Annotated in this window: 18 protein-coding genes; 9 read left to right on the forward strand and 9 right to left on the reverse strand. The window is 70.5% G+C overall.

Features of this window, described 5'->3' with window-relative positions; genetic code table 11:
• The first annotated feature begins 51 nt into the window (after positions 1-51).
• The 9 genes from ACYVJJ_RS01275 to ACYVJJ_RS01315 all read left to right on the forward strand — a co-directional run bounded on the left by ACYVJJ_RS01275 (position 52) and on the right by ACYVJJ_RS01315 (position 9342).
• Entirely contained in the window at positions 52-804 is a 753-nt protein-coding gene (locus tag ACYVJJ_RS01275) for an electron transfer flavoprotein subunit beta/FixA family protein (RefSeq protein WP_460830461.1), read from the forward strand.
• A gap of 85 nt (positions 805-889) precedes the next feature.
• The gene (locus tag ACYVJJ_RS01280) at positions 890-1828 is read left to right on the forward strand and encodes an electron transfer flavoprotein subunit alpha/FixB family protein (protein ID WP_460830463.1); all 939 of its coding nucleotides are present in this window, start codon (positions 890-892) and stop codon (positions 1826-1828) included.
• An 11-nt stretch (positions 1829-1839) separates the two neighbouring features.
• A complete protein-coding gene (gene wecB, locus ACYVJJ_RS01285) occupies positions 1840-2967 on the forward strand; it encodes a non-hydrolyzing UDP-N-acetylglucosamine 2-epimerase (RefSeq protein WP_460830465.1) in 1128 nt (375 codons plus the stop codon).
• A 70-nt stretch (positions 2968-3037) separates the two neighbouring features.
• Positions 3038-3967 carry a glycosyltransferase family 2 protein gene (locus ACYVJJ_RS01290; RefSeq protein WP_460830467.1) on the forward strand — a complete coding sequence of 310 codons (930 nt, stop codon included), beginning with the start codon at positions 3038-3040 and terminating at the stop codon, positions 3965-3967.
• Positions 3964-5091: a GNAT family N-acetyltransferase gene (locus ACYVJJ_RS01295; RefSeq protein ID WP_460830468.1), complete on the forward strand. Its 1128-nt coding sequence runs from the start codon at positions 3964-3966 to the stop codon at positions 5089-5091. The genes ACYVJJ_RS01290 and ACYVJJ_RS01295 overlap by 4 nt, the downstream gene beginning before the upstream one ends.
• Positions 5092-5093: 2 nt before the next feature.
• Positions 5094-5459, forward strand: coding sequence for an EamA family transporter (locus ACYVJJ_RS01300; RefSeq protein WP_460830470.1), 366 nt, complete (start codon positions 5094-5096; stop codon positions 5457-5459).
• Between the two features lie 52 nt (positions 5460-5511).
• Positions 5512-6651, forward strand: a complete 1140-nt coding sequence (gene rffA, locus ACYVJJ_RS01305) for a dTDP-4-amino-4,6-dideoxygalactose transaminase (protein ID WP_460830471.1) — start codon at positions 5512-5514, stop codon at positions 6649-6651.
• 44 nt (positions 6652-6695) lie between these two features.
• Positions 6696-7136: a hypothetical protein gene (locus ACYVJJ_RS01310; protein ID WP_460830473.1), complete on the forward strand. Its 441-nt coding sequence runs from the start codon at positions 6696-6698 to the stop codon at positions 7134-7136.
• 7 nt (positions 7137-7143) lie between these two features.
• On the forward strand, positions 7144-9342 hold the full coding sequence (locus ACYVJJ_RS01315) for a hypothetical protein (RefSeq protein WP_460830474.1): 2199 nt from the start codon (positions 7144-7146) through the stop codon (positions 9340-9342).
• A gap of 83 nt (positions 9343-9425) precedes the next feature.
• Here ACYVJJ_RS01315 and ACYVJJ_RS01320 read toward each other — a convergent pair whose 3' ends face one another.
• The 9 genes from ACYVJJ_RS01320 to ACYVJJ_RS01360 are packed head-to-tail and all read right to left on the reverse strand — an operon-like array spanning position 9426 to position 22348.
• Positions 9426-10982 (reverse strand): FAD-dependent monooxygenase, encoded by a 1557-nt coding sequence (locus ACYVJJ_RS01320; RefSeq protein WP_460830475.1) that lies wholly within the window; start codon positions 10980-10982, stop codon positions 9426-9428.
• Positions 10979-12193, reverse strand: a complete 1215-nt coding sequence (locus tag ACYVJJ_RS01325) for an SDR family oxidoreductase (protein WP_460830477.1) — start codon at positions 12191-12193, stop codon at positions 10979-10981. Before ACYVJJ_RS01325 ends, ACYVJJ_RS01320 begins: the two co-directional genes overlap by 4 nt.
• A 3-nt stretch (positions 12194-12196) precedes the next feature.
• Positions 12197-12553, reverse strand: a complete 357-nt coding sequence (locus ACYVJJ_RS01330) for an SMR family transporter (protein WP_460830478.1) — start codon at positions 12551-12553, stop codon at positions 12197-12199.
• Entirely contained in the window at positions 12550-13236 is a 687-nt protein-coding gene (locus ACYVJJ_RS01335; RefSeq protein ID WP_460830480.1) for a class I SAM-dependent methyltransferase, read from the reverse strand. The genes ACYVJJ_RS01330 and ACYVJJ_RS01335 overlap by 4 nt, the downstream gene beginning before the upstream one ends.
• Positions 13233-14264, reverse strand: a complete 1032-nt coding sequence (locus tag ACYVJJ_RS01340; RefSeq protein WP_460830481.1) for a glycosyltransferase family 2 protein — start codon at positions 14262-14264, stop codon at positions 13233-13235. The genes ACYVJJ_RS01335 and ACYVJJ_RS01340 overlap by 4 nt, the downstream gene beginning before the upstream one ends.
• On the reverse strand, positions 14261-16726 hold the full coding sequence (locus ACYVJJ_RS01345) for a hypothetical protein (protein WP_460830482.1): 2466 nt from the start codon (positions 16724-16726) through the stop codon (positions 14261-14263). The genes ACYVJJ_RS01340 and ACYVJJ_RS01345 overlap by 4 nt, the downstream gene beginning before the upstream one ends.
• A gap of 48 nt (positions 16727-16774) precedes the next feature.
• Positions 16775-17560, reverse strand: coding sequence for a class I SAM-dependent methyltransferase (locus ACYVJJ_RS01350; protein ID WP_460830484.1), 786 nt, complete (start codon positions 17558-17560; stop codon positions 16775-16777).
• Between the two features lie 2 nt (positions 17561-17562).
• Positions 17563-21060, reverse strand: a complete 3498-nt coding sequence (locus ACYVJJ_RS01355; protein WP_460830485.1) for a glycosyltransferase — start codon at positions 21058-21060, stop codon at positions 17563-17565.
• Between the two features lie 13 nt (positions 21061-21073).
• Entirely contained in the window at positions 21074-22348 is a 1275-nt protein-coding gene (locus ACYVJJ_RS01360) for an ABC transporter ATP-binding protein (RefSeq protein ID WP_460830487.1), read from the reverse strand.
• Positions 22349-22350 lie beyond the last annotated feature (2 nt).

Raw genomic sequence — 22350 nt, forward strand, 5'->3', positions numbered from 1 at the left:
AAATGGCCGGTCTCGGCGCGCGCGGCGCGCCCGCTCACTGGAACCTCCCCGATGAAGATCCTCGTCGCCTACAAGCGCGTGGTGGACTACAACGTCCGCATCCAGGTCAAGCCCGACGGTACGGGCGTGGTCACCGAGGGCGTCAAGCTCTCGCCGAACCCGTTCGACGAGATCGCGCTGGAAGAGGCGCTGCGCCTGCGTGACAAGGGCATCGCCACCGAGGTGGTCGTCGCGACGATCGCCCCCGCCGACGCCCAGGCGCACCTGCGCAACGGCCTCGCGATGGGTGCCAACCGTGCGATCCACGTCGTCGTCGAGCCCGGCACCGACGTGCAGCCGCTCACGGCCGCACGCACGCTGCTCAAGCTCGTCGAGCGCGAGCAGCCGGACCTCGTGATCCTCGGCAAGCAGGCGATCGACGACGACGCCAACCAGACCGGCCAGATGCTCGCCACGCTGTGGGGCCGCCCGCAGGCCACGTTCGCCTCGAAGGTCGATGTCGAGGGCGGCAAGGCGACGGTGGTGCGCGAGGTCGATGCAGGCCTGGAGACGCTCGAGGTCGACCTGCCGGCTGTAGTCACCACCGACCTGCGCCTCAACGAGCCGCGCTTCATCAAGCTGCCGGACATCATGAAGGCCAAGAGCAAGCCGCTCGAGACACTGCAGTTCGGCGAGCTCGGCGTCGACGCCGGCGCCGGACTGAAGACCACGAGCTACGCGGCGCCGGCAAAGCGCACGAAGGGCATCATGGTCAAGGACGCGGCCGAGCTCGTCGCCACGCTCAAGCAGCGCGGCCTGCTGTAACGACGCACCGGGTGGACCGCGCGCCGCGCGACCGCCCGCACACGTAGGTTCCCGCGGGAACATCGAAACCTTGAGGGAAATCCCGATGTCGAACGTCCTGATCGTCGCCGAGCACCTGGGCGGCCAGCTCAATGCCTCCACCGCCAAGTCCGTCACCGCCGCGCAGGCGCTGTCGCCCGAGTCGATCGACGTGCTCGTGCTCGCCGACGACGCGTCCGTCGTTGCCGCCGAGGCCGCGAAGCTCTCGGGCGTCGCACGCGTGCTCGCCGTCTCGAACCCTGCGAACGCGGCACCGATCGCCCAGGTGCTCGCGCCGCAGGTTGCGCAGCTCGCCGCGAACTACACGCACGTCTTCGGCCCGAGCACCACGTTCGGCAAGGACCTGATGCCCTGCGTGGCCGCGCTGCTGAATGCGCCGCAGGTGTCGGACGCGATGGCCGTCGAAGGCCCGCGCACGTTCAAGCGTCCGATCTACGCCGGAAACGCGATCGTGACCGTCGAGGTGCCGGAAGGCGTGGTGGTCGTCGCGACGATCCGCACCGCCTCGTTCGCCGAGTGCGCACGCGACGGGAATGCCGCGGTCGAGGCCGTGGGCGTCGATGCCGCGCTTCCGACGCACACGCGCTTCGTCGGCCTCGCCGCCGGCTCGAGCGACCGCCCGGACCTGCAGAGCGCCAAGCGCGTCGTCTCCGGCGGCCGGGGCGTCGGCTCCGCGGAGAACTTCCGGATCGTCTACGAGTTCGCCGACAAGATCGGCGCGGCCGTGGGCGCCTCGCGCGCCGCGGTCGACGCCGGCTACTGCCCGAACGAGATGCAGGTCGGCCAGACCGGCAAGATCATCGCACCGGAGCTGTACGTCGCGATCGGCATCTCCGGCGCGATCCAGCACCTAACCGGAATCAAGGACGCGGGCACGATCGTGGCGATCAACAAGGATCCGGATTCGGCGATCTTCGAGATCGCGGATATCGGCCTGGTGGGCGACCTGTTCCAGATCCTGCCCGAACTGCAGGCCGCGCTCTGAGCGCATCCTCCGTGGCTCCCCGCAAGCGTGTAATGCTCGCCTTCGGCACGCGGCCCGAGGCAATCAAGATGGCGCCGGTGGTCGAGGCGCTGAAGGCGTGTCCCGATATCGAGACGATCGTCGCGGTGACGGCGCAGCATCGCCACATGCTCGACCAGGTGCTGGAGCTGTTTCGGATCGTGCCGGACATCGACCTCGACGTAATGGCGCCGAACCAGTCGCTCGCTGGCCTGTTCGGCCGCCTGCTGCAGGGTATGACTGACGCGCTGCAGCGGGCCCGCCCGGATCTCCTTCTCGTCCACGGAGACACCAGCACGACGTTCGCCTCCGCGCTGGCGGCGTTCTACGAACGCGTGCCGGTCGGGCATGTGGAGGCGGGCCTCCGCACCGGGAATATGGAGGCGCCGTGGCCGGAGGAGGCGAACCGTCGTCTGACCGCGCCGCTCGCGCGGCTGCATTTCGCGCCGACCGAGACCGCACGCGCGAACCTGGAAGCAGAGGGCATCCGCGACGGGATCCACGTGACCGGCAATACGGTGATCGATGCGCTGCTGGAGGTCGTCGCCCGCATCCGCGCGGACGCCACTTTGCAGGCGGCGCTCGAGGCGCGCTTTCCTTTCCTCGACCCCGCGCGGCGCCTCGTTCTCGTGACGGGCCACCGGCGCGAGAACTTCGGCGACGGCTTTCAGCAGATCTGCCTCGCGCTCCGCGAGATCGCGTCACGGCCGGACGTGCAGGTCGTCTATCCCGTCCACCTCAATCCGAACGTGCAGGGCCCGGTCAACAGCCTGCTGGCCGACGTGCCGGGCATCCACCTGATCGCGCCGCAGGACTACCTGCCGTTCGTCCACCTGATGGATCGCGCCGAGCTGATCCTCACCGACTCCGGCGGTGTCCAGGAGGAGGCGCCGTCGCTGGGGAAGCCGGTGCTCGTGATGCGCGAGACCACGGAGCGGCCGGAGGCGGTCGAGGCCGGCACGGTACGCTTGGTCGGCACCGATCGGGCGCGGATCGTCGGGGAGACCGGGCGCCTGCTCGACGATCCCGCGGCCTACGCCGAGATGTCCCGCGCCCACAATCCCTACGGCGACGGCCGCGCGGCGCGCCGCATCGCCGATGCGATCCTGCATGCGGGCTGAGCCGCCCTCCGGCGGGCCCGTGGCCGGGCGCCTCAACGGGTTCCGCCTGCCGCCCCGCGGCGATGGCTCGGTGGGCCTCCTGTCTGTGGTCTCGCCGGTATACGGTTGCGCGGGCTGCCTGGAAGAACTCGTCGACCGCATCCGCCAGGGCTGCGCGGGCCTTGCGGATGCCGTCGAGATCATCCTCGTCGACGACGCGAGTCCCGATGGCGCCTGGCCGCGGATCGAGGAGATCTGCGCGTCGAGCGACGACGTCCGCGGTCTGCGCATGTCGCGCAACTTCGGGCAGCACTACGCGATCTCCGCGGGCGTGGAGGCCGCGCGGGGCGACGCGATCGTCGTGCTGGACTGCGACTTGCAGGACCCGCCGGAGGAGATCCCGGCGCTCGTCGCGGCCTGGCGCACAAGCGGCGCCGACGTGGCGATGGCGGCACGCGCCGACCGCAAGGACTCGGCATTCAAGCGCTTCGCGTCCTATGCGTTCTCCCGCGCCCTGAGCCGGCTTACCGGTGTCTCGCATGACCATCGCACCGCGAACTTCGGCGTGTACAGCCGGCGCGCGGTCCAGGCGGTGAACGCGATGCCGGAATACGACCGCTGCTTCCCGCTGATGGTGAAGTGGCTGGGCCTGCCGACCGTGCTCGTGCCCGTGCCCCATGCCGAACGCGCCGAGGGCCGCAGCGGCTATACGCTGCGACGCCTGCTGCGCCTCGCGCTCGGGATCGTGCTGTCGTATTCGGACAAGCCACTGCGGCTGGTGATCCGGGCGGGGCTTCTGCTGGCGATGTTCGCGGTGGTGTTCGCCGGCTGGAGCGTCTACCGCTACCTCAATGGCGACATCGAGGTCGCAGGCTTCACCAGCATCATCGCCTCGATTTGGTTCCTGGGCGGATCGACGGTGTTCTGCATCGGCGTCACCGGGCTGTACCTCGGCCGCCTCTTCAATGCCGCGAAGGGCCGCCCGGCCTACATCGTGAGCGAGGACACAGCGCGCGCATGAAGCCCCGCCTGCAACTTGCCGAGTCGCCGCTCGAGTCCGCACGCCTGGGGCTGCGTGTCGTGCGCGGCAACGCCGAGGCCATGGCCGAGCGCGAGCTGCTCGCCGAGCTGCTCCGGCTCGAGGCCGATGTCGCCATCGTCCGCGGGCCCGCCCCGTTCGCCGGGCATGCGATGCAGCGGTACGGCATGGCCTGCCTGCATGCCGATACGCTGGTCCACTACCGGTGCGACCTGCAGCGCACGCCCCCGGAGGCGCTGCGCAACGCGGACCTGCACTTCTCACGCGCGACCCCGGAGGACCGGGCCGAACTCGAAGTCCTGGTCGCGATGACCTTCGACGGCTATCGCGCCCACTACGACGCCAACGCGCTCTTCGACGCGGAGTGCGTCCTCGCGGGCTACGTCGAATGGGCGCTCGGCTACCTCACCGGCCACGAGGGCGACGGCCGGGAGACTTGGATCGCGCGGCGCGCGGGCCGCACCATTGCCTTCGCGACCTGCCTGGACGACGGCACGAGCGGTGAAGGCGTCCTCTACGGCGTGCATCCCGAGCATGCCGGTGGCGGCGTGTACTCGGACCTGATCCGCCACACGCAGGCGGTGTTCGCGGCGCGCGGTCGCACCGCGATGCGGGTCTCGACGCAGGTGTGGAACTACGCGGTGCAGAAGGTCTGGGCCCGCGAGGGCTTCTGGATGTCGCACGCGCTGGATACGTGGCACGTCAACTCGCTGCTGTCGGCAGGCGAGGTGCTCTGCGACCGCGAGGTCGCGTTCTCGCACGAGCAGGTCGCACGCTTCGCCGAAGTCTCGGGCGATGCCAATCCGCTCCATGTCGACGAGGCCGCCGCGCGCGCCGCCGGCTTCGAGGCGCGCATCAGCCATGGCATGCTCGCCGGGGCCGAGCTCTCGCGGGTGTTCGGCATGGTCGCGCCGGGGCCGGGCACGCTCTTCCTGCGTGCGTCCATGGCGTTCCTGCACCCCGTCTACGCGGGTCGTGCTCACCGGCTCATCATTCGCGCCCAATCCCGCCCGGCCGGGCGCGCACGGCTCGCGGTCTCGCGCCTGCTCGACGCCGAGGGCCGCACGTGCCTGCTGGCCTACTCCGACTTGCTCCAGAAGGCCTGACCATGGGCTACCTGTTCGTCGCGCTCACGGTACTGCTCACGGTCTACGGACAGCTGGTGTTGAAGTGGCAGGTGACGCTCGCGGGCGCACCTCCCGCAGGCGCGTTCGGCAAGCTCGCGTTCCTCGCCCATCTCATGCTCAACCCGTGGGTATTGAGCGGACTGGCGGCCGCGTTCGCCGCATCGCTCTGCTGGATGCTCGCCCTCAGCAAGTTGCCGCTGAGCAGCGCCTATCCGCTGACGGCCTCGAGCTTCATCCTCGTGCTCGCCTTCGGCGCGCTGTTCCTCGGCGAACCGCTTAGCTGGCCGAAGGCGCTCGGCACGGGCCTGGTGGTGCTGGGCGTCGTCGTGCTTGCCACGCGGGCCTGAGCCCACGCTTTCTGCGACCATTGCCGTGCGCGCGGCGGACGAAGGACCTGCAATGGACATCCCTTTCAATCGGCCCTACATGACGGGTCGCGAACTTTCCAACATCGCGCAGGCCCATGCCAACGGGCATCTGTCCGGCGACGGCCCATTCACGCGCTACTGCCACGAGTGGCTCGCCCGCAGCACGGGCGCCCACAAGGCGCTGCTCACCCATTCCTGCACCGCGGCGCTCGAGATGTCGGCCCTGTTGCTCGACCTGGCGCCCGGCGACGAGGTGATCATGCCGTCGTTCACGTTCGTCTCCACCGCCAACGCCTTTGCATTGCGAGGCGCGGTGCCGGTGTTCGTGGACATCCGCCCCGACACGCTGAACATCGACGAGCGGCTGATCGAGGCCGCGATTACATCGCGCACCCGTGCGATATGCGTCGTCCATTACGCGGGCGTGGCCTGCGAGATGGATGCGATCATGGCGATCGCCACGCGGCACGGCCTCAAGGTGGTGGAAGACGCCGCGCAGGCGATCTTCTCGAGCTACCGGGGGCGCCCGCTCGGTACGATCGGCGAGCTCGGTTGCCTGAGCTTCCACGAAACCAAGAACATCATTGCTGGCGAGGGCGGCGCGCTGCTCGCGCGCGATGCCGAATTCGCCGAACGCGCCGAGATCATCCGCGAGAAGGGCACGAACCGGAGCCGCTTTTTCCGCGGCCATGTCGACAAGTACACGTGGGTGGACGTCGGTTCGTCCTATCTGCCCGGCGAGATCACCGCGGCATTCCTCGCCGCTCAGGTCGACGAAGGCGAGCAGATCACCGCGCGCCGGATGGTGATCTGGCAGCGCTACCACGCTTGGGCCGCCGCGTTCGAGGCGGAGGGCATCGTCCGCCGGCCGATCGTCCCGGCCCATTGCGGGCACAACGCGCACATGTACTACCTGCTGCTGCCGTCGCTGGAGGCACGCACGGCTTTCATCGCGTCGATGAAAGCCGCGGGGATCGGCGCCGTCTTCCACTACATCCCGCTGCATTCCTCGCCGTGCGGCCTCAAGGTCGGGCGTACGCATGGTGCACTGGCCGTGACCGACGACATCAGCGACCGCCTCGTGCGCATGCCGTTGTGGGTGGGCCTGGAACCGCATTTCGAACGCGTCGCGGAAGCCGCCGAACTCGCGCTTGGCCGATGCATGGCCTGAGCACCGCGCACCTATACTTTCCTCCCCCGTTCCGGAGCTTACGCATGCGCAAGATCGCCCTGCTCGCCACCTGCATCCTCCTCGCCGCCGGCTGCCAACAGGCGCAGGAGCCCGAGAACCAGCCGGCCCCGACGGCTGCTGCGGCGTCGACCGGCAAGGGGCTTGAGGCGAACGCGGTGGTCGAGGCGCAGCAGATCGGCGCGGCCAAGGTCACGTTCGAACCCTCCGTCTTCGAGGAATGCGCGCCGCCCAAGTTCGTCGTCGCGACCATCAGCTGGGATGCGAATCCCGCCGGCACGAAGCTCGTGGACGTGATGATGATCAATGCCGACGGCACGGAATCGCTGTTCGCGACCGGCGGCCCGAACGGCTCGAAGCAGACCGGTCCGTGGATCGGCCCGAAGGCCGTCGTGGTGCTCCGCGATCACGACAGTGGCGAGGAGGTGGGTCGCGGCATCGCCGGTTCGAAGCCCTGCAGCAGCTGAGCTCGGCGTGAGTCCTAGCGCAAAGCCGCCGCTCCGGGCGTCCGGATGGGCAATCGCGAGCGCGGCCTGCGCGCTCGCCGCGACCGGGGTCGGGCTCACCGACCTCTTGGACTCGCGCACTTTCGACTGGCACCTGGAGCAGACGAGCCTGCGCGACGGGCTCGTCGTCCATGCCGTGTTCGCCCTGTTGATCGCGGCTGCATTGCGCATACCGTCCGTGATCGCGCGCGCGATCGCGGTCGTCCTCCCCGTCGCGCTGCTCCTGCGCATCTACGCGATCGACTTCGCCGCGCTGCTCAGCGGCTACTACGTCCTCGGCCTGTGGTTCGTCGGGGTGGAGGTCGAGCGGCGCACCTCGGCCTCCGTCGATCGCGAGGATCGCGTCCGCCGTGCCGCGATCTTCGCGGTCACGGCCGGGGGGCTCGCCCTCTGGACCGCGGGCGTGCTGGGCGCCGGCTTCGAAGCGTCGAGAGCGCTCGGGCTCGCGGTAGCCCTGCTTGGTTGGACGTCGGCGGTGCTGCGCTGGCGCGCGAACCACTGGAGCATGCCGGTCTTCGCGCGGCCAACGGGCATCATGGCGCTCGCGGCGGGACTGGCGGCGAGCTGCCTGCTGGCGGTCCTGGTGCGCTCGAACAGCGTCCTCTACTACGACTCGATCTGGTACGGCCTGCGCCCGGATCGCGTCCTGTTCGGCACGAACGGGATCTACAGCTTCCTCGGGCTCACGACCCAGGTCCACTACTACCCGAAGCTCTACGAAGTGGCGGTCGCCCCGCTCTATGGCTGGGACGACCTCTCGCCGGTCATCGGGTTCAACGTGTGGACGATGCTCCTGCTCTTCATCGCCCTCAAGGACCTGGCGATCGGCACCGGCGTCGAGCGGGTCCGCGCCAGCGTCATCGCGGTCGCGCTCGCGTGCTTTCCCGCGGTCGCGGGCGTGGCCGAGACCAGCAAGGGCGACATCCTCTGCGCGGCGTTCGTAGTCTTCGCCGCGCGTGCCCTGCAGAAATACGTCGCGCAGCGCGACGACCGGGCCCTTGCCGACGTCTTGTGTTGCGCCCTGATCGCCGCCGCGCTGCGACTGTCGGCCCTCCCCTGGCTTGCCGTGCTGTGTCTGCTGACGCTCGGCGCGATCGCGATCCGGATGCGCCGCGAGGTCGCCGCCGCGTGGGCCTGGCTGCGGGGCCCATCGGGGCTGATGGTGATCGGGGCGCTGTCGCTAGCGGCGCTGGTGCATGCTCGGACGTGGCTCCTCACCGGCACGCCGATCGTCACCAATGCCTCGACACAGTTGCTCCTCGATCGCTGGGGCATGGGCCTGCGCTTCCCGGTCGGTGCGCTGACGGGCGGCGAGCCGCCCGCGGGACTGCGCGGCCTGGCCGACTTCACCGGCATCGCCCTGGCGCCCCACGCCTACACGTTCCACGTGATCAAGTGGCTGGGGGGCCTATGGCTGGGCGCAGCCCTCGTCGGATTGCTCCATGGCCTCGTCGCGGGCCGTGGCGCCTGGTGGCGCGGGAGCGTCATCCCGCTGGCGCTGGGCCTTGCGCTGCCCCTCTTGCTCTGCCTCAACTCGTGGCCCGTCGCAGGTGGCGACGGCAACTACTTCATCGTCCCGGCCGCATGCCTGGCGATCGTCGGCTTCGCCGGCATGTCCCCGAGCCGGATCGCGGACGGCCTCCTGCTCACCGGCGGTGCGCTGGGGCTCTTCGCCTACCTGCTGACATCGAACTGGATCCCGGGAACGGCCCCCTGGCAGCCCCGGTTCGATCGCGATCCGCGGGACCAGCCGGCGCAGATCGGTGCGTACATCGATGAGGCGGGCCTGGGCCGGGTCGCGATGGGCTTCGGACAATGCCATCGGCTGACGCGCGTCGTGGGCCTGCTGCCCGAGAACGGACAGGCGTTCGCCCTGCCGATCCGGTTCGAGCCGCTCGTGGAATGGTCGTGGAACAACCGTGGCGCGTTCCGGTCCGCGGAACGGTTCACGGCGCTGATGCGTGCGACGGGTACGCAGTTCGTCGTCCTCCCGAAGTCAGCTGAGCACGACGTCGCGCGCCTCCGGCCCGAGCTGCACGCGTTCACCGCGCGTGCGATGGAGCAGCTGGTCGCTCAGCGGCGCGCGCGTGTTGCCGGCGATCTCGGCGGCTTCCGGGTGTATCGCTACCTGGAGACGGCGCCACCGCGCGGCTGCCCCAACGCCTAGCGGATGACGTGCGGCCACAGCGAGCGGCCGTGCGGAGCGGTCGTCAGTCGCACGCGGCGAAGGCGCAACGGCGGGCGCCGGATTCAGCCGCCGGCGAGGCGCCGCGCGATCCGGTCCGCGTTCGCCATGATGCTCAGCGTGTGCGCACGCTCGGGCAGCGTCGGCAACGATGCGCCGTCGACCGCATACACACCGGGCAGCGCCGCCACCTGTCCGTCGGTGGCGCATTCGTGGGGCGCCGGGCGCCGCCGCATCGGGAGCGTGGACGCATAGTGGATGTCGGCACCGGGCGCGCCGACGACGAAACTGCTGGGAAGCATCCATGCGCCAGTGCGGCGGAAGCCCACCGCGAGGCGCGACCGCAGCCGCTCCATCACCTGCGGCAGGTCCGGCGCATGGCCGGCCTGCACGTGCAGGTCGCTGCCGCGCAAGGTGAGGCGATGGCGCGACCAAGCCCCCGGCAGGAAGACGTTGCCGACGATCGAGGCCGGCAGCAACGCCCGCAACAACGGGAGTGCCGCCGCGCGCGGCACCGGCATGTGCTCCAAGAACTCGCTCACCGGCAGGCCGGCGGTCGAGAACAGGTTGCCGAAGGCCGGCGCGCCCGCCGGATCGTCGAGCGCGAAGGACAGTTGCGCGAGCCCGAAGGCGCGGTCGTGGCATCGCCCCAGCGCACGCGGCAACGCGAGAAGGAAGGCGGCCATGGGATTGGACTGCAACGCCAGCGCCTGCGGCGGATCCGCCATCGCCGTCAGTGCGAGCCGCGTCGTCGCGAGCGTTCCGGCCGCGAGCAGCACGCGGTCGGCGCGGAGCGACTCGTGGCCGTGCGGGCCGCGTCCCTCCACGCGCCAGCCCGCCCCGTCCCGGACGAGACGCTCCGCGATCCACCCCTCGATGATGTGCACCCCGGGGTCCGCCTGCAGGCGCTGCAGGTCCCAGGCGGCATTCCACGTCGCCCGTCGCGCGCAGCCCCACAGGCACATCCCGCTGAGGTCGCACGACTCGCGGCCGTCGCGCGCCCGTGTCGTGACCGCGACGCGGGCGCGCCCGAGGTACAGCCCCGCGGGCAATGCGCGAGAACGCGCCAGGAGCGAGGCCATCAGCGGATCGAGCGCGACGCCCGGATCGGCCCAGGCATCGATGCCCAGACGGTCCGCGAGGGCGTCGTCGGCGCGTCCGGAAATGCCCATCCGCGTGGCTACCCGCGCGTAGGCCCGTCGCATCGCCGCACGCTCGTCCGCATCCAGGGGCTCGAGATCGCGGTCGTCGAACGCCGCGACGCCGCAGCCCCAGGCATTCGACAGCCCGCCCGCAGCGAGCGCGCCGACGACCTGGAACCCGTCCTCGCCGACGATGCAGTTCTCGCGCGCGTAGTCGCGGAACATGCCCTGGAAGCCCGGGACGCGGAGCTTGGGCGAGTTGCCGGCGGGCGCCGCGAGCGATTCGAAGTCCGCACCGAGCTGCCAGCGCTGCTGGCCTGCGTCCGCGAAGCGCAGGCTCAGCATTTCGCCCGCGGGCGGCCAGGCGACGGGTGCACGGCCGGCGTCGACGAGCCGTACGCCGATCCCGCAGTCGCGTAGCGCGAGCGCGGCGCTCGTACCCGCAGGGCCTGCCCCGATCACGAGCACGTCGGCGCTCACTCGGGCCTCCGTGGCCGCCGTGACAACATGCCTAGCGGCACGAGCACGACGCAGAGGAGCGCCGCGCGCGCAATCTCGACGAACACCTCCCGGCCTCCCGCGCGTCGGCGAATGAAGTGCCCGGCGAGCCGCGGCTGCGTCTCGGCGATGCGCAGCAGGACGCTGGTGCGCGCGGCGGCCGAGCCGGGCCGTCGCCGGTCCGCCGGGCGATCGCGTGCGGCGATGGCGATCCCGGACATCGACCCGATCCCGGGGAGGGCGTCGCTTTCGCCGAGCCGCTCCATCGCACGCACGTACCCGCGCAGCAGGCCTTGCGGCGGCGCGATGCGCAGCGTCGCACGCGTGAGGCGCGCCGCCTCGCGCAGGAGCGCCGCGCGAGGGCGGCCGCTGCGCGCCATGCCGGTCTCCAGCGGCCGCAACGCGATGCCTAGGCGTTCCAGGTCGTCCCGCGCATCGATCGCCGGGACACGCAGCAGCGAGTCCAGGCGCTCGGGCGCCATCCGCGATCCCAGCACCGGCCGCGCGAGCCCGAGCGCGAGGCGCACGGCGGCCACCGGGACCGGCAGCATCACGCGCCGGACGCCGAGGCGCTGCGTGGCGATGCACTGCAGGAGGTCCCCGAATGACACGGGCCCGCCCGCCACGCCGTATAGCTCGGGCGCGACTTCGGCGCGCAACGCGGCGACGATTGCCGCGGCGACGTCGTCGACGTGGACCGGCTGCACATAAGGCGCAGGCCGAAGGTCCGGCAGGACCGGCAGGCGCCGCACGAGCCCGAGCAGGAGGCCGAAGAGACCGGCGGGGGCGCCGCCGTACACCAGCCCCGGCCGGAGCACGACGGCGCCCTGCGCGAGCACGCAGGCCTCGATCGCGGCCTTGGTGCGCCCGTAGGCGGAGGGCGCGTCCGGCGCCGCGACCTGGCTCGACGCGACGACGAGCCGGAGGCCGCGGCTGCGCGCCGCCCCGGCGAGCTCGCGCGCGCGCTCGACCTCGTGCGCCGTGTCACCGTCGCCCTGCGTGTACGCCGCCAAGTGCACGACCGCATCGAGGCCGTCCAGCATTGCGGGATCGATCGGCCGCGCGAGGTCGAACCGGCGATGCTCCCGTGCACCCACGGTGCGCCTGCCGAGCACGACGACCTGCTCGTCGGCGAAGCGCCGCAGCAGGGCGCGCCCGATGTAGCCCGAAGCACCGGTGACGCCGATCCGCATCGGTCAGGAACGCGCCGTGAGGGCGACCCCGAGGACGATGCAGGCGACGCCCGCGAGGTAGCGCATCGAGAGCCGCTCGCCGAAGAGCCAGGCCCCGAGCAGCGGCACCAGCACGAAACCGAGCGCGAAGGCCGGGTAGGCGCGCGAGATCTGCACGTGGCGCAGTGCCCAGATCCAGACTCCCGTCGACAGCGCATACAGCGTAAGCGCGAGCGCGAGCGTCCCGGCGACCGACCAGTCCTGCCACGTCTGCTTCGCGTTGTAGTTGACCGCGACCTGCTTGAACATCACCTGCCCGATCGCGAGCACGACGACGCAGAAGGCCACGGCCGCCTGCGGCAGCATGCTGCGCGGGATCACGGCGCGTTCCGCAGGTGGCAGACGTAGAAGAGGTTGATGTCGGGCAAGGCGACGCGCGCCGGCCACCAGGCCTGGTGGGCAATCTCGAAGTGGTGCCGGATAAACACGACGAGGTTGAAGATCGCATTCACGTGGTCGGCGGCCTGCACGTAGTCGTATGGCAGACCGAGCCGCTCGGCATTTCGCCGCGGGCCGAGGTGCCGGCCCATCCGCCACAGCAGGCCGGGATCGCAGGGCAGCACGATCGACAGGAGGCCGTCGGGCTTCACGACGCGGCTCCATTCGCGCAGCACGGCGACGGGATCGGGGATGTGCTCGAGGACGTGCGTCGCGATCAGGCGGTCGAACGACGCGTCCGGATAGGTGAGCGCGGAGGCGTCCTGCGCCTCGACGACGATCCGTCCCGCACGGATCTCGTCCGCATAGCGCTCGCGGGAAACCTGCAGCATCGTCTCGCTGCCGTCGGTCAGCAGGTATTCCCGCGGCTTCTCGCGCAGGTAGCGGTAATGGTGGCCCGAGCCGGCGCCGACCTCAAGCACGCGGTCGTCGCGATGGCCGCGCGGAAGCGCGTCCTCGAGAAGGCGGTGGCTCTTCTGCAGGAGGCGGCCCGACAGCGTGCGGTCGACGTTGTTCTGCTCGTAGCCCTGGACGTAGAGCTCGTGGTAATCGGGTGCGGGCTTCATACGGAAGTCTCGGAGTTAACAGGCGTGGGGCGTACAGCGCCGCTGAAGCGCGCCAGCCGCCGGTGGATCGGGCGCCGGGGCACGGCCGCCACATCGTAGGCCACGAAGGCGAGCAGGAACTGCAGGCCCGACAGCACCGCGAGCGCGGCGATGATGGCCGTGCCTGCGGATGCCGGTACGCCGAGCCGCTCGGATTCGAGCCACTTCAGCGCACCGAAGACGGCGCCGAAGGCCAGCAGGCCCAGCCCGACGACCAGTTCGATGGAGGCGAACGACAGGTCGCGGAGGAAGTAATTGTAGGCGATGCGCTTGCCGGCATTCCGGACGTGCTTGGCGAGGAACTCGCCCATCACCTGGCCCACGCGCAGGCTGCTCTTCTCGTCGCCGTAGAGCGCGTCCATCGGCATGTCCAGCACGGCCGCCCGCAGGGTGTTGAGGCGGAACAGCATGTCGGTCTCGAAGAAGTAGCGTCGGCTGATCCGGTCGAAGGGCAGCCGCGCGGCGACGGCGGCATGGATCGCGGTCAACCCGTTTGTGGGATCGAAGATGTCCCAGTAGCCCGTGGACGCCTTCGACATGAACGACAGGGCCAGATTTCCGAACCGGCGGACTGCGGGCATGCGGCCGATGTGGCGCAGGTCGAAGAAGCGATTGCCCTTCACGTAGTCCGCCTCGCCGGCGACGATCGGCGCGACCAGCGCTGGCACCAGGCGCGGATCCATCTGGCCGTCGCCGTCGAGCTTGACGATGACATCGAAGCCGTCGTCGATCGCGGCGGCGTAACCGGTCATCACGGCGCCGCCGACACCCTGGTTGCGCGCATTCCGCAGGACGCGGACGCGCGTGTCGTCCACGCGGCTCTCGACGAGGCTCCCGCTGTCCTCGGGGCAGGCGTCGTCGACGACATAGATGCCCTGGCACTCGGGACCGATCGCGGCGACGACGTCGAGGACATGCGCGCGCACCCGGTAGGCGGGGATCACGACAGCGATCCGCGGCGGCGCCGCGGTGTCAATACGCAGGCTCATTCGCGCAGGCTCACGGAGTCGACCTCCACCACGACCCCGGGATCGTGGCCGATGGCATAGGCGATGCCGATCTCGGCCTCGGGGGGCGCGACGAGGTCGAGCGTGGCCGGCGTCCAGCCGGCCCGGCACATAGGCGTGTCGATCACCGGCTCGATGATGCTGCCGTCGCCCCGCAGCCAGTTGATCTGGGCGCGGAACCGGCCCGGAGCACCCACGCATCGGGCGACGATCCGGTACCGGTAGGCCGTGCCTCCCGACACCCGAACGCCCTGCGAGAAGGCACGCACGGCATCGACGCGCATCCGGCCCTGGTCCCGATCCCAGTCGCCGGACCCCGACCACGCGGCGGCCTGGCCGGTCAGCTCAGGATCGCGAAGGCGCTCGACGGCGAAGGTGCTCTGCGAAACCCGCGCGTGCATGCCCTGCAGCGTGCCGGGCCGCACCCGATACAGGCGCGCCGTGCCGACCACCGTATCCGGCGCGCCAAGCGTGCCCATCGCACTGCAGAGCACCGTCGTGCAGGGATCCACGTCGGCGGCGAGCACGACGCCGTCGATGTCGCGCTTCGCGATCCACGCATCGAGTTCGCGCCGGGTCTGCAATGCCGACCAGCCCGTGTATTGGTGCCAGTTGCTCGCGCTCACGTGGGCCCGCAGGCCCGGGTAGAAGCCACGGCCGATCCACAGCACGTTGCGCAGCCCTAGCGCATTGGACCGCTCGACGAGCGCCGCCTCGGGGCGCATGCGGCGCACGAGGTCGGCATACGCGTCGCGATCGAAGGGGCCGGCCGGCGGCGGCGCGCGATACCACCAGCCCGAGTCGGCGAAGAAGGCCAGGCCGAGCAGGCCCGTCGCCAGCGTCGTCGCCGTCGCGGCGACACGCAACGGGCGGGCGATGCGGGCGAGCCCGCCGGCAACGAGTATTGCCCAGACCGGGAATACCGGCGCGACGTAGCGCACGTAGGCAGTGAATACGAAGCAGAGCGCGACGAAGGCGAGCGATACGAGCACAACGCCGCGCGTCCACCCGCGACCCACGACGGCGGCCGCGAGAAGTCCCGCCGGGAGCAATGCGAGCCATGCGAAACCGAAGGAGCCGGGCTCGGCCTCGAGGTACCTGTTGGTGTGGAACGTCAGGTCGTACAGCGTCCGCAGATCGATGCCTTCGCGGAAGGGCGTTTCGAACGGCGCGTGCGGGGGAAAAAGCGGCGAGCGGAAGACATCATTGAAGAAGGGGAACACCGGGTTTCCCGTCTCGATCCACGCGCTCGCGTACGGCCAGAAGCCGACGACGCTGGCCACCGCGGCGACGCTTGCGAAGGCGCGCGGGGAAAGCGTCCCGCGTCGCCAGCCGATGAACACGAACCATGCGACGAGTGGCGCCCAGAATGCGGTGATCACCTTCGCGGCGAGCGCGGCGCCGACCAGCAGCCCGGCGGCGGCGTAGGGTCGGTTCGTTGCAACGCGCCGGCGTTGCAGGTGCCCGAGCAGGACCACGGCAGCGGTCCACCAGAGCATCCAGATGTTCTCGACGAATGCCGTCGTCGACAGCAGGTACAGCAGCGGGAAGGTGCCGAGCAGCGCGGCCGCGATCGCACCGGCGCGGCGTCCGGCCCACTGCCGTGCGGCCCCGGCCGCCAGCATCAGCGCGAAGGCATCGCCGCACCAGTTCAACAGTCGTACCGCCGCCTCGCCACCGAGGGGATAGACGACCGCATAGAGCCAGTTCACCGCGAGCGGCATCCAGCCCCAGATGAACTCGGCATCCGCCGGTCGCCATACATGGTCGCGCGCCACGATGGCCGGCATGGTGAGGTGCATGCCCAGCGCGTCCACCCCGAGCTCGGGAGCGAGTGCGACGACGAACCGCGTCCCGAGGCCGATGCCCGCCAACGCCCACAACGCGAGGTCGAGGCCGCGGCTCCGGAGCGCCGCGCGCGTCGCAAGCTGCGCCAGGGCCGTCCAGCCGGCACGCGTCGCGGGCGTCCGGAGGACGAACGGCGCCAGCGCGAGCACCACGTAGACCGCGGGATAGTGGACGGGCAGCCGGCCGAGCGCCTGGACTACGGCGGAGAACGCCGCGAGTCCCACGGCGAGGCCCACGGCGACGCGCAGGCCCGCGCCCCAGCGCAGCGGCGCGAGCAGGAGGAAGCCAACCTGTAGCGAGGCCGAGAGCACCAGAAGCACCGCGGCGACGGCGCCGGGACCGACCCCCGAGACCGCCAGCACCAGCCCCCCGGCGAGCAGGCACGGGACTGTCCCGATCCGCAGCGTGCGCGCGACGAACGGCACGGCCGCGAGCATCATCGCGACCATCGCGAGCGTCTTCAAGCCGTCGGCCTGCCAGCCGGGCTGCAAGGACGCATGGTTGATCGCGATGCCTGCAACAAGCGCGACGCTCCCCGCCGCGAGTGCGAGCGCGGTCGCGAGCAGCGTCCCCCTCGACATGACCGATGCGTTCATTCGTGCTTCTCCACGGTGCAACTCCGTCTCTGGTTCATACGCGCGGGTTCATGCGCGCGCGAGGATCACGACCGACATGTCCGGCGACGGCCAGTGGATGCCCCAGCGCGGCTCGGCCTCGGCATGGAAGGTCACCTGCGAGAACCCCGCACGCTGGAACTCGCGCACGAGCGAACCACGCGAGAACAGGCGCATCTCGAGCGTCGAGCCTGGACCGCCGTGAAAGACGAGGTCGCCGAAGGATTCCACGACGCCGTCGCTCCGCGTGTTGACGAGGCGGTACTCGCCCGCCTCGCACTCGATCCGGAAGTCGTGGAGCATCGGGAAATGCTCGACGGCGTCGCCGTCGCCCGGCACGAAGGGCACCGAGAAGATGAAGGCGCCCCCCGGGCGCAGAAGCCTGCGCGCGCCCTCGAACGCGCGCGACACCGGCGCGAGCACGTGCTCGAACACGTCAGTCGCGATGAGGAAATCCGCGCTTCCCGCGAGTTCGTCGGGGACCGCGGTGATGTCGAGCCGCGGGGCCGTGTGATAGAACGTGTTGAGGTAGGCGAAGCGACGCGCGAGCGGCTTCGCATAGACCGCCCAGTCGCTCAGACCGAGCCCGTAGATGTCGGGTCGGACCGGGAACTCGTCGAGCGGCATCGACTCCTCGAACAGCGCGAGCGACAGCAGGTGCACGATCGCGCGCAGCCGCACGCTCGAGCCGCAGCCAACGCACGACGCGTCCTCGCGACCGATGCGCGCCGGATCGCAGGTGTTCCCGTGGCCGCAGATGTTGCAGCAGAACGTCGACAGGCCCTCGGCCCGGTGCTTCGCCTCGGCGGAATGCATGCTCACGTCCTGTAGCTGTGCGGTGTCCAGGGGCCCCACTTCGCCTCGTACAGGGCCTTGTTCCGCTCGAACAGCGCCTGCTTCTTCTCCGCCTTGAGCTGGTCGAAGCTCGCCGAGAGGTGGTGGTGCACGAAGACGTCCTCGGCGCAGCCGGAATACCAGCCCGCATCGGCGACGCGCCGGCAGTAGTCGTCGTCCTCGAAGAAGCCCATGCCGAACTGCTCGTCGAGCCCGCCGACGGCCTCGTAGACGCACCGGCTCATCATCACGCAGAAGAACGCGACGACCGGTATCCGCCGCAGCTCGCCCGGATGCGCCCGCGTGTGGCGCGCGGCGGCGTGGATCATGCCCGCCATGTCGCCGTAGCCGATCTCGATGCGCGCCTCGTTGCCGATGTTGTTCGTCACCGGCCCCACCAGCCCGAGGTCCGGCCGCCGGCGCAGGTGACCGAGCAGCGTGCGCACCCAGCCAGGGGTGACGTAGGTGTCGTTGTTCAGCAGCACGAGGTAGTCGCCGGTGGCGGCTTCGAGGCCACGGTTGTTGCCCGCCGAGAAGCCGAGGTTCTCGTCGTTGAGCACGATGCGTCGGTTCGGGCCCTTGGTGACCCATTCGCGCAGGTAGTCCTGCGTGCCGTCGCTCGAGGCATTGTCGACGACGATCACTTCGAGGTTCGGGTAATCGCTGTAGGCCTCGACGCTGAACAGGCAGGCATCGGTGAAGGCGAGGTTGTTGTAGGTCAGCACGATGACGCTGACCTTCGGCTCGTCGATGCCGGCGACGACGCGGTCGAGCTGCTCGGCGCGGTGCGCCCACGTCTGCTGGGCAGCGAAGGCCCGTCGGGCGTCGACGACCTCGGTCGTCGCCGGCGTCGAGAGGGCCTCGCCGACCCGATCGGCGAACTCGGGCGGCGTGCGCGCGGTCGCGATCAGGCCCTCGAACTGGCTCATCTCCGGCAGCTCGGTGGCGACCACCGCCTTGCCGGCGCTCAGGTACTCGTAGACCTTGACCGGATTGGTGGCGAGCGTGAGCGGCAGCACGCGGAACGGCAGCAGGCAGACGTCGAAGCCGTGGAGCCAGTAGGGCAGCTGCGTGTACGGCACCTCGCCGATGAAGCGGATGTTGTCGAGGCCGTCGAGTTGCGCGGCGACCCCGGCGGTGTCGGCACCGACCAGGACGAGCGCGCAGTCGGCATGGCGCTCGGCGATCGCGCGGATCACCTGGACGTCGAACCATTCGGCGATCGCGCCGATGTAGCCGATGACGCGACGGCCCTGCGGGTCGCGGTAGACCTCCGCCGGCGCTTCGCGGAAATGCTCGAAGTCGGTGGCATTGCGGATCAGCGCCGTGGCACGGCAGCGGCCCGCGAGCTCCTCCTCGAGCCAGGACGACGTCACCACGACCACGTCCGACCGCGACGCCAGCGCTTCCTCGGCAGCGAGCACTTCCGGCTTGTTGTCGCCGAAGCCGGCGTGGTGGTCCATGCAGTCGTAGACGAGTCTCGCGTTGGGCACGCACTGCGCGAGCTCGGTCCAGTACGGATGCTGCACGATGCTGACCGAGCGGCAGGTCGACGCCCAGCCGAGCAGGCGCGCGAGGCTTGCCGCAAGCGCGTCGCGATCCGCCTCGCCGGGCTGCGCGGCATAGATCGAGGGCGCGCCGGGCACGTTGAGGTGGATCTGGACGAGGCGGCCGGACCCGTCGAGGTCGTCGACGGAGAAGCCGGGCTCGGCCGCGTCGACGAAGTTGTTCGACATGTAGAAGACACGGTGGCCCTTGCCCGCGAGCGCGCGCGCCAAGTGCTGCGGACGCTGCGTGCGGAAGTGCCAGTCGATGACGGCCCACACGAAGACGTCCGGCAGCGCGTCGGCGGCGCACAGCGCCGGAAGCCCCTGCGGCTCGACCGTGATTGACGGAAGCAGGTGCGGCGCCGTGTCGTCGGGCTGCAGCTTGCGGGCGAGCGCGGTGCGCGTACCCGCGGGCAACGGTACGGCCTGGGAGCCACCGAGCCAGCGACCGAAGGCGGCGCGTTCGGACGGCCCGAACCCGTGGGTGAGCAGCCGGCGTGCGAAGCGCAGCGGCTTGGTCAGGCGCCAGCTCGAGCTGGCGAGCACCTCGCCGAGCTGCTGCGCATCGGCGCGCAGTCGCACGAGCTCGGCCTGGTCGCGCGACCGCGCCGCCTCGAGCTCGGCGACGCTGCGCCGGCTGCGTTCGAGGTCCGCATCGCGCGACGCGAGATGATCCTGCAGCGTACGCATTTCGCCCTGCACGTCGGCGAGCGCCGCGCGCAGGCGCTCGGCCTCGCCCTCGGCGCGGATGCGGTCCTCACGCGAGACCGCCATCAGTGCTTCCATGCGCACGCGATCCTCGCGCGACGCGTGCGCGTCGAGCTCGGCGCGCTGGCGCTGCTGGCGGGCATCGTCGAGCGCAGCGGAGAGCTGCGCGATCTGCCCCTGCAGCTCGCCCGCGGTGCGCAGCAGTTCGCCGTGCGCCGCCTGCATGCGGCCGATGTCGCCACTGATCGCCTGCGAAAGACGCGTTTCCATGCCGGTGACCGCCTCGGTCAGCGACTCCATCGCCTGCCGCTGCTCGGTGGCGTCCCCCCAGGCCTGCGCGGCCCAGCGGCTGAACTGCTCGGCCCGGTTCGCGCGCTCGAGCAGCGCGTCGCGCTCATGCTGGAGCACGGTGGACGTGGCGAGCATCGAGCCGTGCTCGTCCTGCATGCGCACGAGGTCGTCGCTGATCGCACGCACGAGGTCGGCGTGCATGGTCTCGAGGCGCCGCTCGATGGCGCGCGTGTCGAGGGTGACGCGGCGCGGCTCAGCACCTGCATCGCCCGGCCTCTCGTCCGCGGCGATATGCAGCGCGGCGAGCGGCAGGCGGATCGCCTCGAGCTCCTCGGGGCGCGCATAGATCGCCAGGATCTGCTCGCCCGGCCACAGCGCCGGATCGACCTGTGCGGCATCGATCACGCTCGAATGCACGAGCACCCAGCCGGCGCGCATCGCGGGCATGGTGTCGGGCGCGAAGCCCGCGAAGTGTTCGGGGTGACGATCGACCTCGCGGTACGGCAGCATCAGCGCAACATAGCGCCGTGCGAAGCCGGCAATGCGGTCGAAGACCGACCACGGCTCGTGGAAGTGCTCGAGCGTGTTCGAGGAGAACACGACGTCGAACAGCGGCTCGGGCTCGCGCGAGAGCCAGTCGGTGGCCTCGAAGCGGACGTTGGGAAACTTCGCCTGCGCGCGTGCGATCGCCTCGGCCGAGAAGTCGATGCCGGTGACCGGCACGGCGAGCGCCTCCGCGAGCAGCGCGGCGCCCTCGCCCTCCGCGCAGCCCCAGTCGCAGACGTCGAGGCGCCCGGAGCGCACGCGCGCCTTGAACCAGCCCGGCATCGCGTCGATCGCCAGCAAGGCGAAGAATCGCGTCTGCGCGGGCCCTTCGTTCTGCGTCCAGTCGGTCTGGAACCGGGTGTTCCAGTAGTCGCGGCTGTTGATGCTCATCGATCCTTCCAGGTCAGTCGACCGCGTGCAGCCCCTGCTCGACCGGCAGGACGATCCTGCCATGGACGATGCGGCTGAATACGGTGGAGAAATAGCGCGCGCCTTCGATGTAGTCGAAGTAGTCGATCACCGGGCCGCGGCGGTCCTCGAGTGCGACCACCAGCAGGTAGTCGCCAGGGGCCAGCATGTTGCGCCATGCGAAGCGGGCTTCGAAGACCTCACCGGCCGCCGGCACCGGACAGGGCCGGATCGCGTCGAGCGTGGTCGAGACGAAGAGGTCGGTGCCGTTGGTGTCCTTGATCGAGAACGCGACCGCGAGGCGCTCGCGCGCCGCATCCGACGGCGCACGGAAGCGCACGCGCAGCTCCAGCCGCGCGTCGTCCTGCACCAGTTCCGCCGGGCGGCCGTCCTCGTCCACCAGCGCGACGTCGAGGATGCTGCCGACATGGCTGCCCCAGCGCACCAGCGGATGGTGCGCGCGCGCGGGCGTGTCGGCCGGCACGTCCGCACCGGCGGACGGCGGCGCGTCGAAGGCTGGTGGATCGGGTGGCGCGTCGCCGCTGCCGAACAGCGCTTCCATGTAGCGCGAGGTCACGGTGAGCACGTCGCCGAGCATCCGCACGCGTCCGCCCTCGAGCCACAGCACGCGGTCGCACAACTGGCGCACGGCGCCGACGTCATGGCTCACGAACAGGATCGTGACGCCGCACGCCTTCATGGCGCGGATGCGCTCCATGCACTTGGCCTGGAAGCGCGCGTCGCCGACGGCGAGCGCCTCGTCGATCACCAGCACGGCAGGGTCGACGTGGATCGCGACGGAAAACGCGAGGCGCACGTACATGCCGGTCGAATACGTCTTGACCGGCTGTTCGATGAAGTCGCCGAGTTCGGAGAACTCGACCACGCGGTCGATCACCGCATCGATCTCCGACGAGGTGAGCCCGAGGATCGCGGCATTCAGGCGCGCGTTCTCGCGGCCGGTGAACTCCGGGTTGAAGCCGGCCCCGAGCTCGAGCAGCGCGGCGAGCTTGCCCGCGACCGCGATGCGCCCCTCGCTCGGCTGCAGCACGCCCGAAAGCATCTGCAGCAGCGTCGACTTGCCCGCGCCGTTTCGGCCGACGATGCCGAGCGTCTCGCCGGGCATCACCTCGAACGAGCAATTCCGTAGCGCCCAGAACTCGCGGCCGTGGCGGACGCCGCCGAACAATGCATCGAGCAGGCGCTTGTACGGCTGCGTATAGGCGACGTAGGCCTTGCCCGCCTCGACGACCTCGATCACAGGACGCATCG

Source organism: Lysobacter humi (ex Lee et al. 2017) (assembly GCF_054781815.1).

Coding starts and splice junctions, on each gene's coding strand:
- ACYVJJ_RS01335 (WP_460830480.1), bottom strand. CDS start 13,236: ATGAAGCCCGCACCCGATTACCACGAGCTCTACGTCCAGGGCTACGAG.
- ACYVJJ_RS01350 (WP_460830484.1), bottom strand. CDS start 17,560: ATGCATTCCGCCGAGGCGAAGCACCGGGCCGAGGGCCTGTCGACGTTC.
- rffA (WP_460830471.1), top strand. CDS start 5,512: ATGGACATCCCTTTCAATCGGCCCTACATGACGGGTCGCGAACTTTCC.
- ACYVJJ_RS01310 (WP_460830473.1), top strand. CDS start 6,696: ATGCGCAAGATCGCCCTGCTCGCCACCTGCATCCTCCTCGCCGCCGGC.
- ACYVJJ_RS01275 (WP_460830461.1), top strand. CDS start 52: ATGAAGATCCTCGTCGCCTACAAGCGCGTGGTGGACTACAACGTCCGC.
- ACYVJJ_RS01295 (WP_460830468.1), top strand. CDS start 3,964: ATGAAGCCCCGCCTGCAACTTGCCGAGTCGCCGCTCGAGTCCGCACGC.
- ACYVJJ_RS01360 (WP_460830487.1), bottom strand. CDS start 22,348: ATGCGTCCTGTGATCGAGGTCGTCGAGGCGGGCAAGGCCTACGTCGCC.
- ACYVJJ_RS01325 (WP_460830477.1), bottom strand. CDS start 12,193: ATGCGGATCGGCGTCACCGGTGCTTCGGGCTACATCGGGCGCGCCCTG.
- ACYVJJ_RS01345 (WP_460830482.1), bottom strand. CDS start 16,726: ATGAACGCATCGGTCATGTCGAGGGGGACGCTGCTCGCGACCGCGCTC.
- ACYVJJ_RS01280 (WP_460830463.1), top strand. CDS start 890: ATGTCGAACGTCCTGATCGTCGCCGAGCACCTGGGCGGCCAGCTCAAT.
- ACYVJJ_RS01340 (WP_460830481.1), bottom strand. CDS start 14,264: ATGAGCCTGCGTATTGACACCGCGGCGCCGCCGCGGATCGCTGTCGTG.
- ACYVJJ_RS01300 (WP_460830470.1), top strand. CDS start 5,094: ATGGGCTACCTGTTCGTCGCGCTCACGGTACTGCTCACGGTCTACGGA.
- ACYVJJ_RS01355 (WP_460830485.1), bottom strand. CDS start 21,060: ATGAGCATCAACAGCCGCGACTACTGGAACACCCGGTTCCAGACCGAC.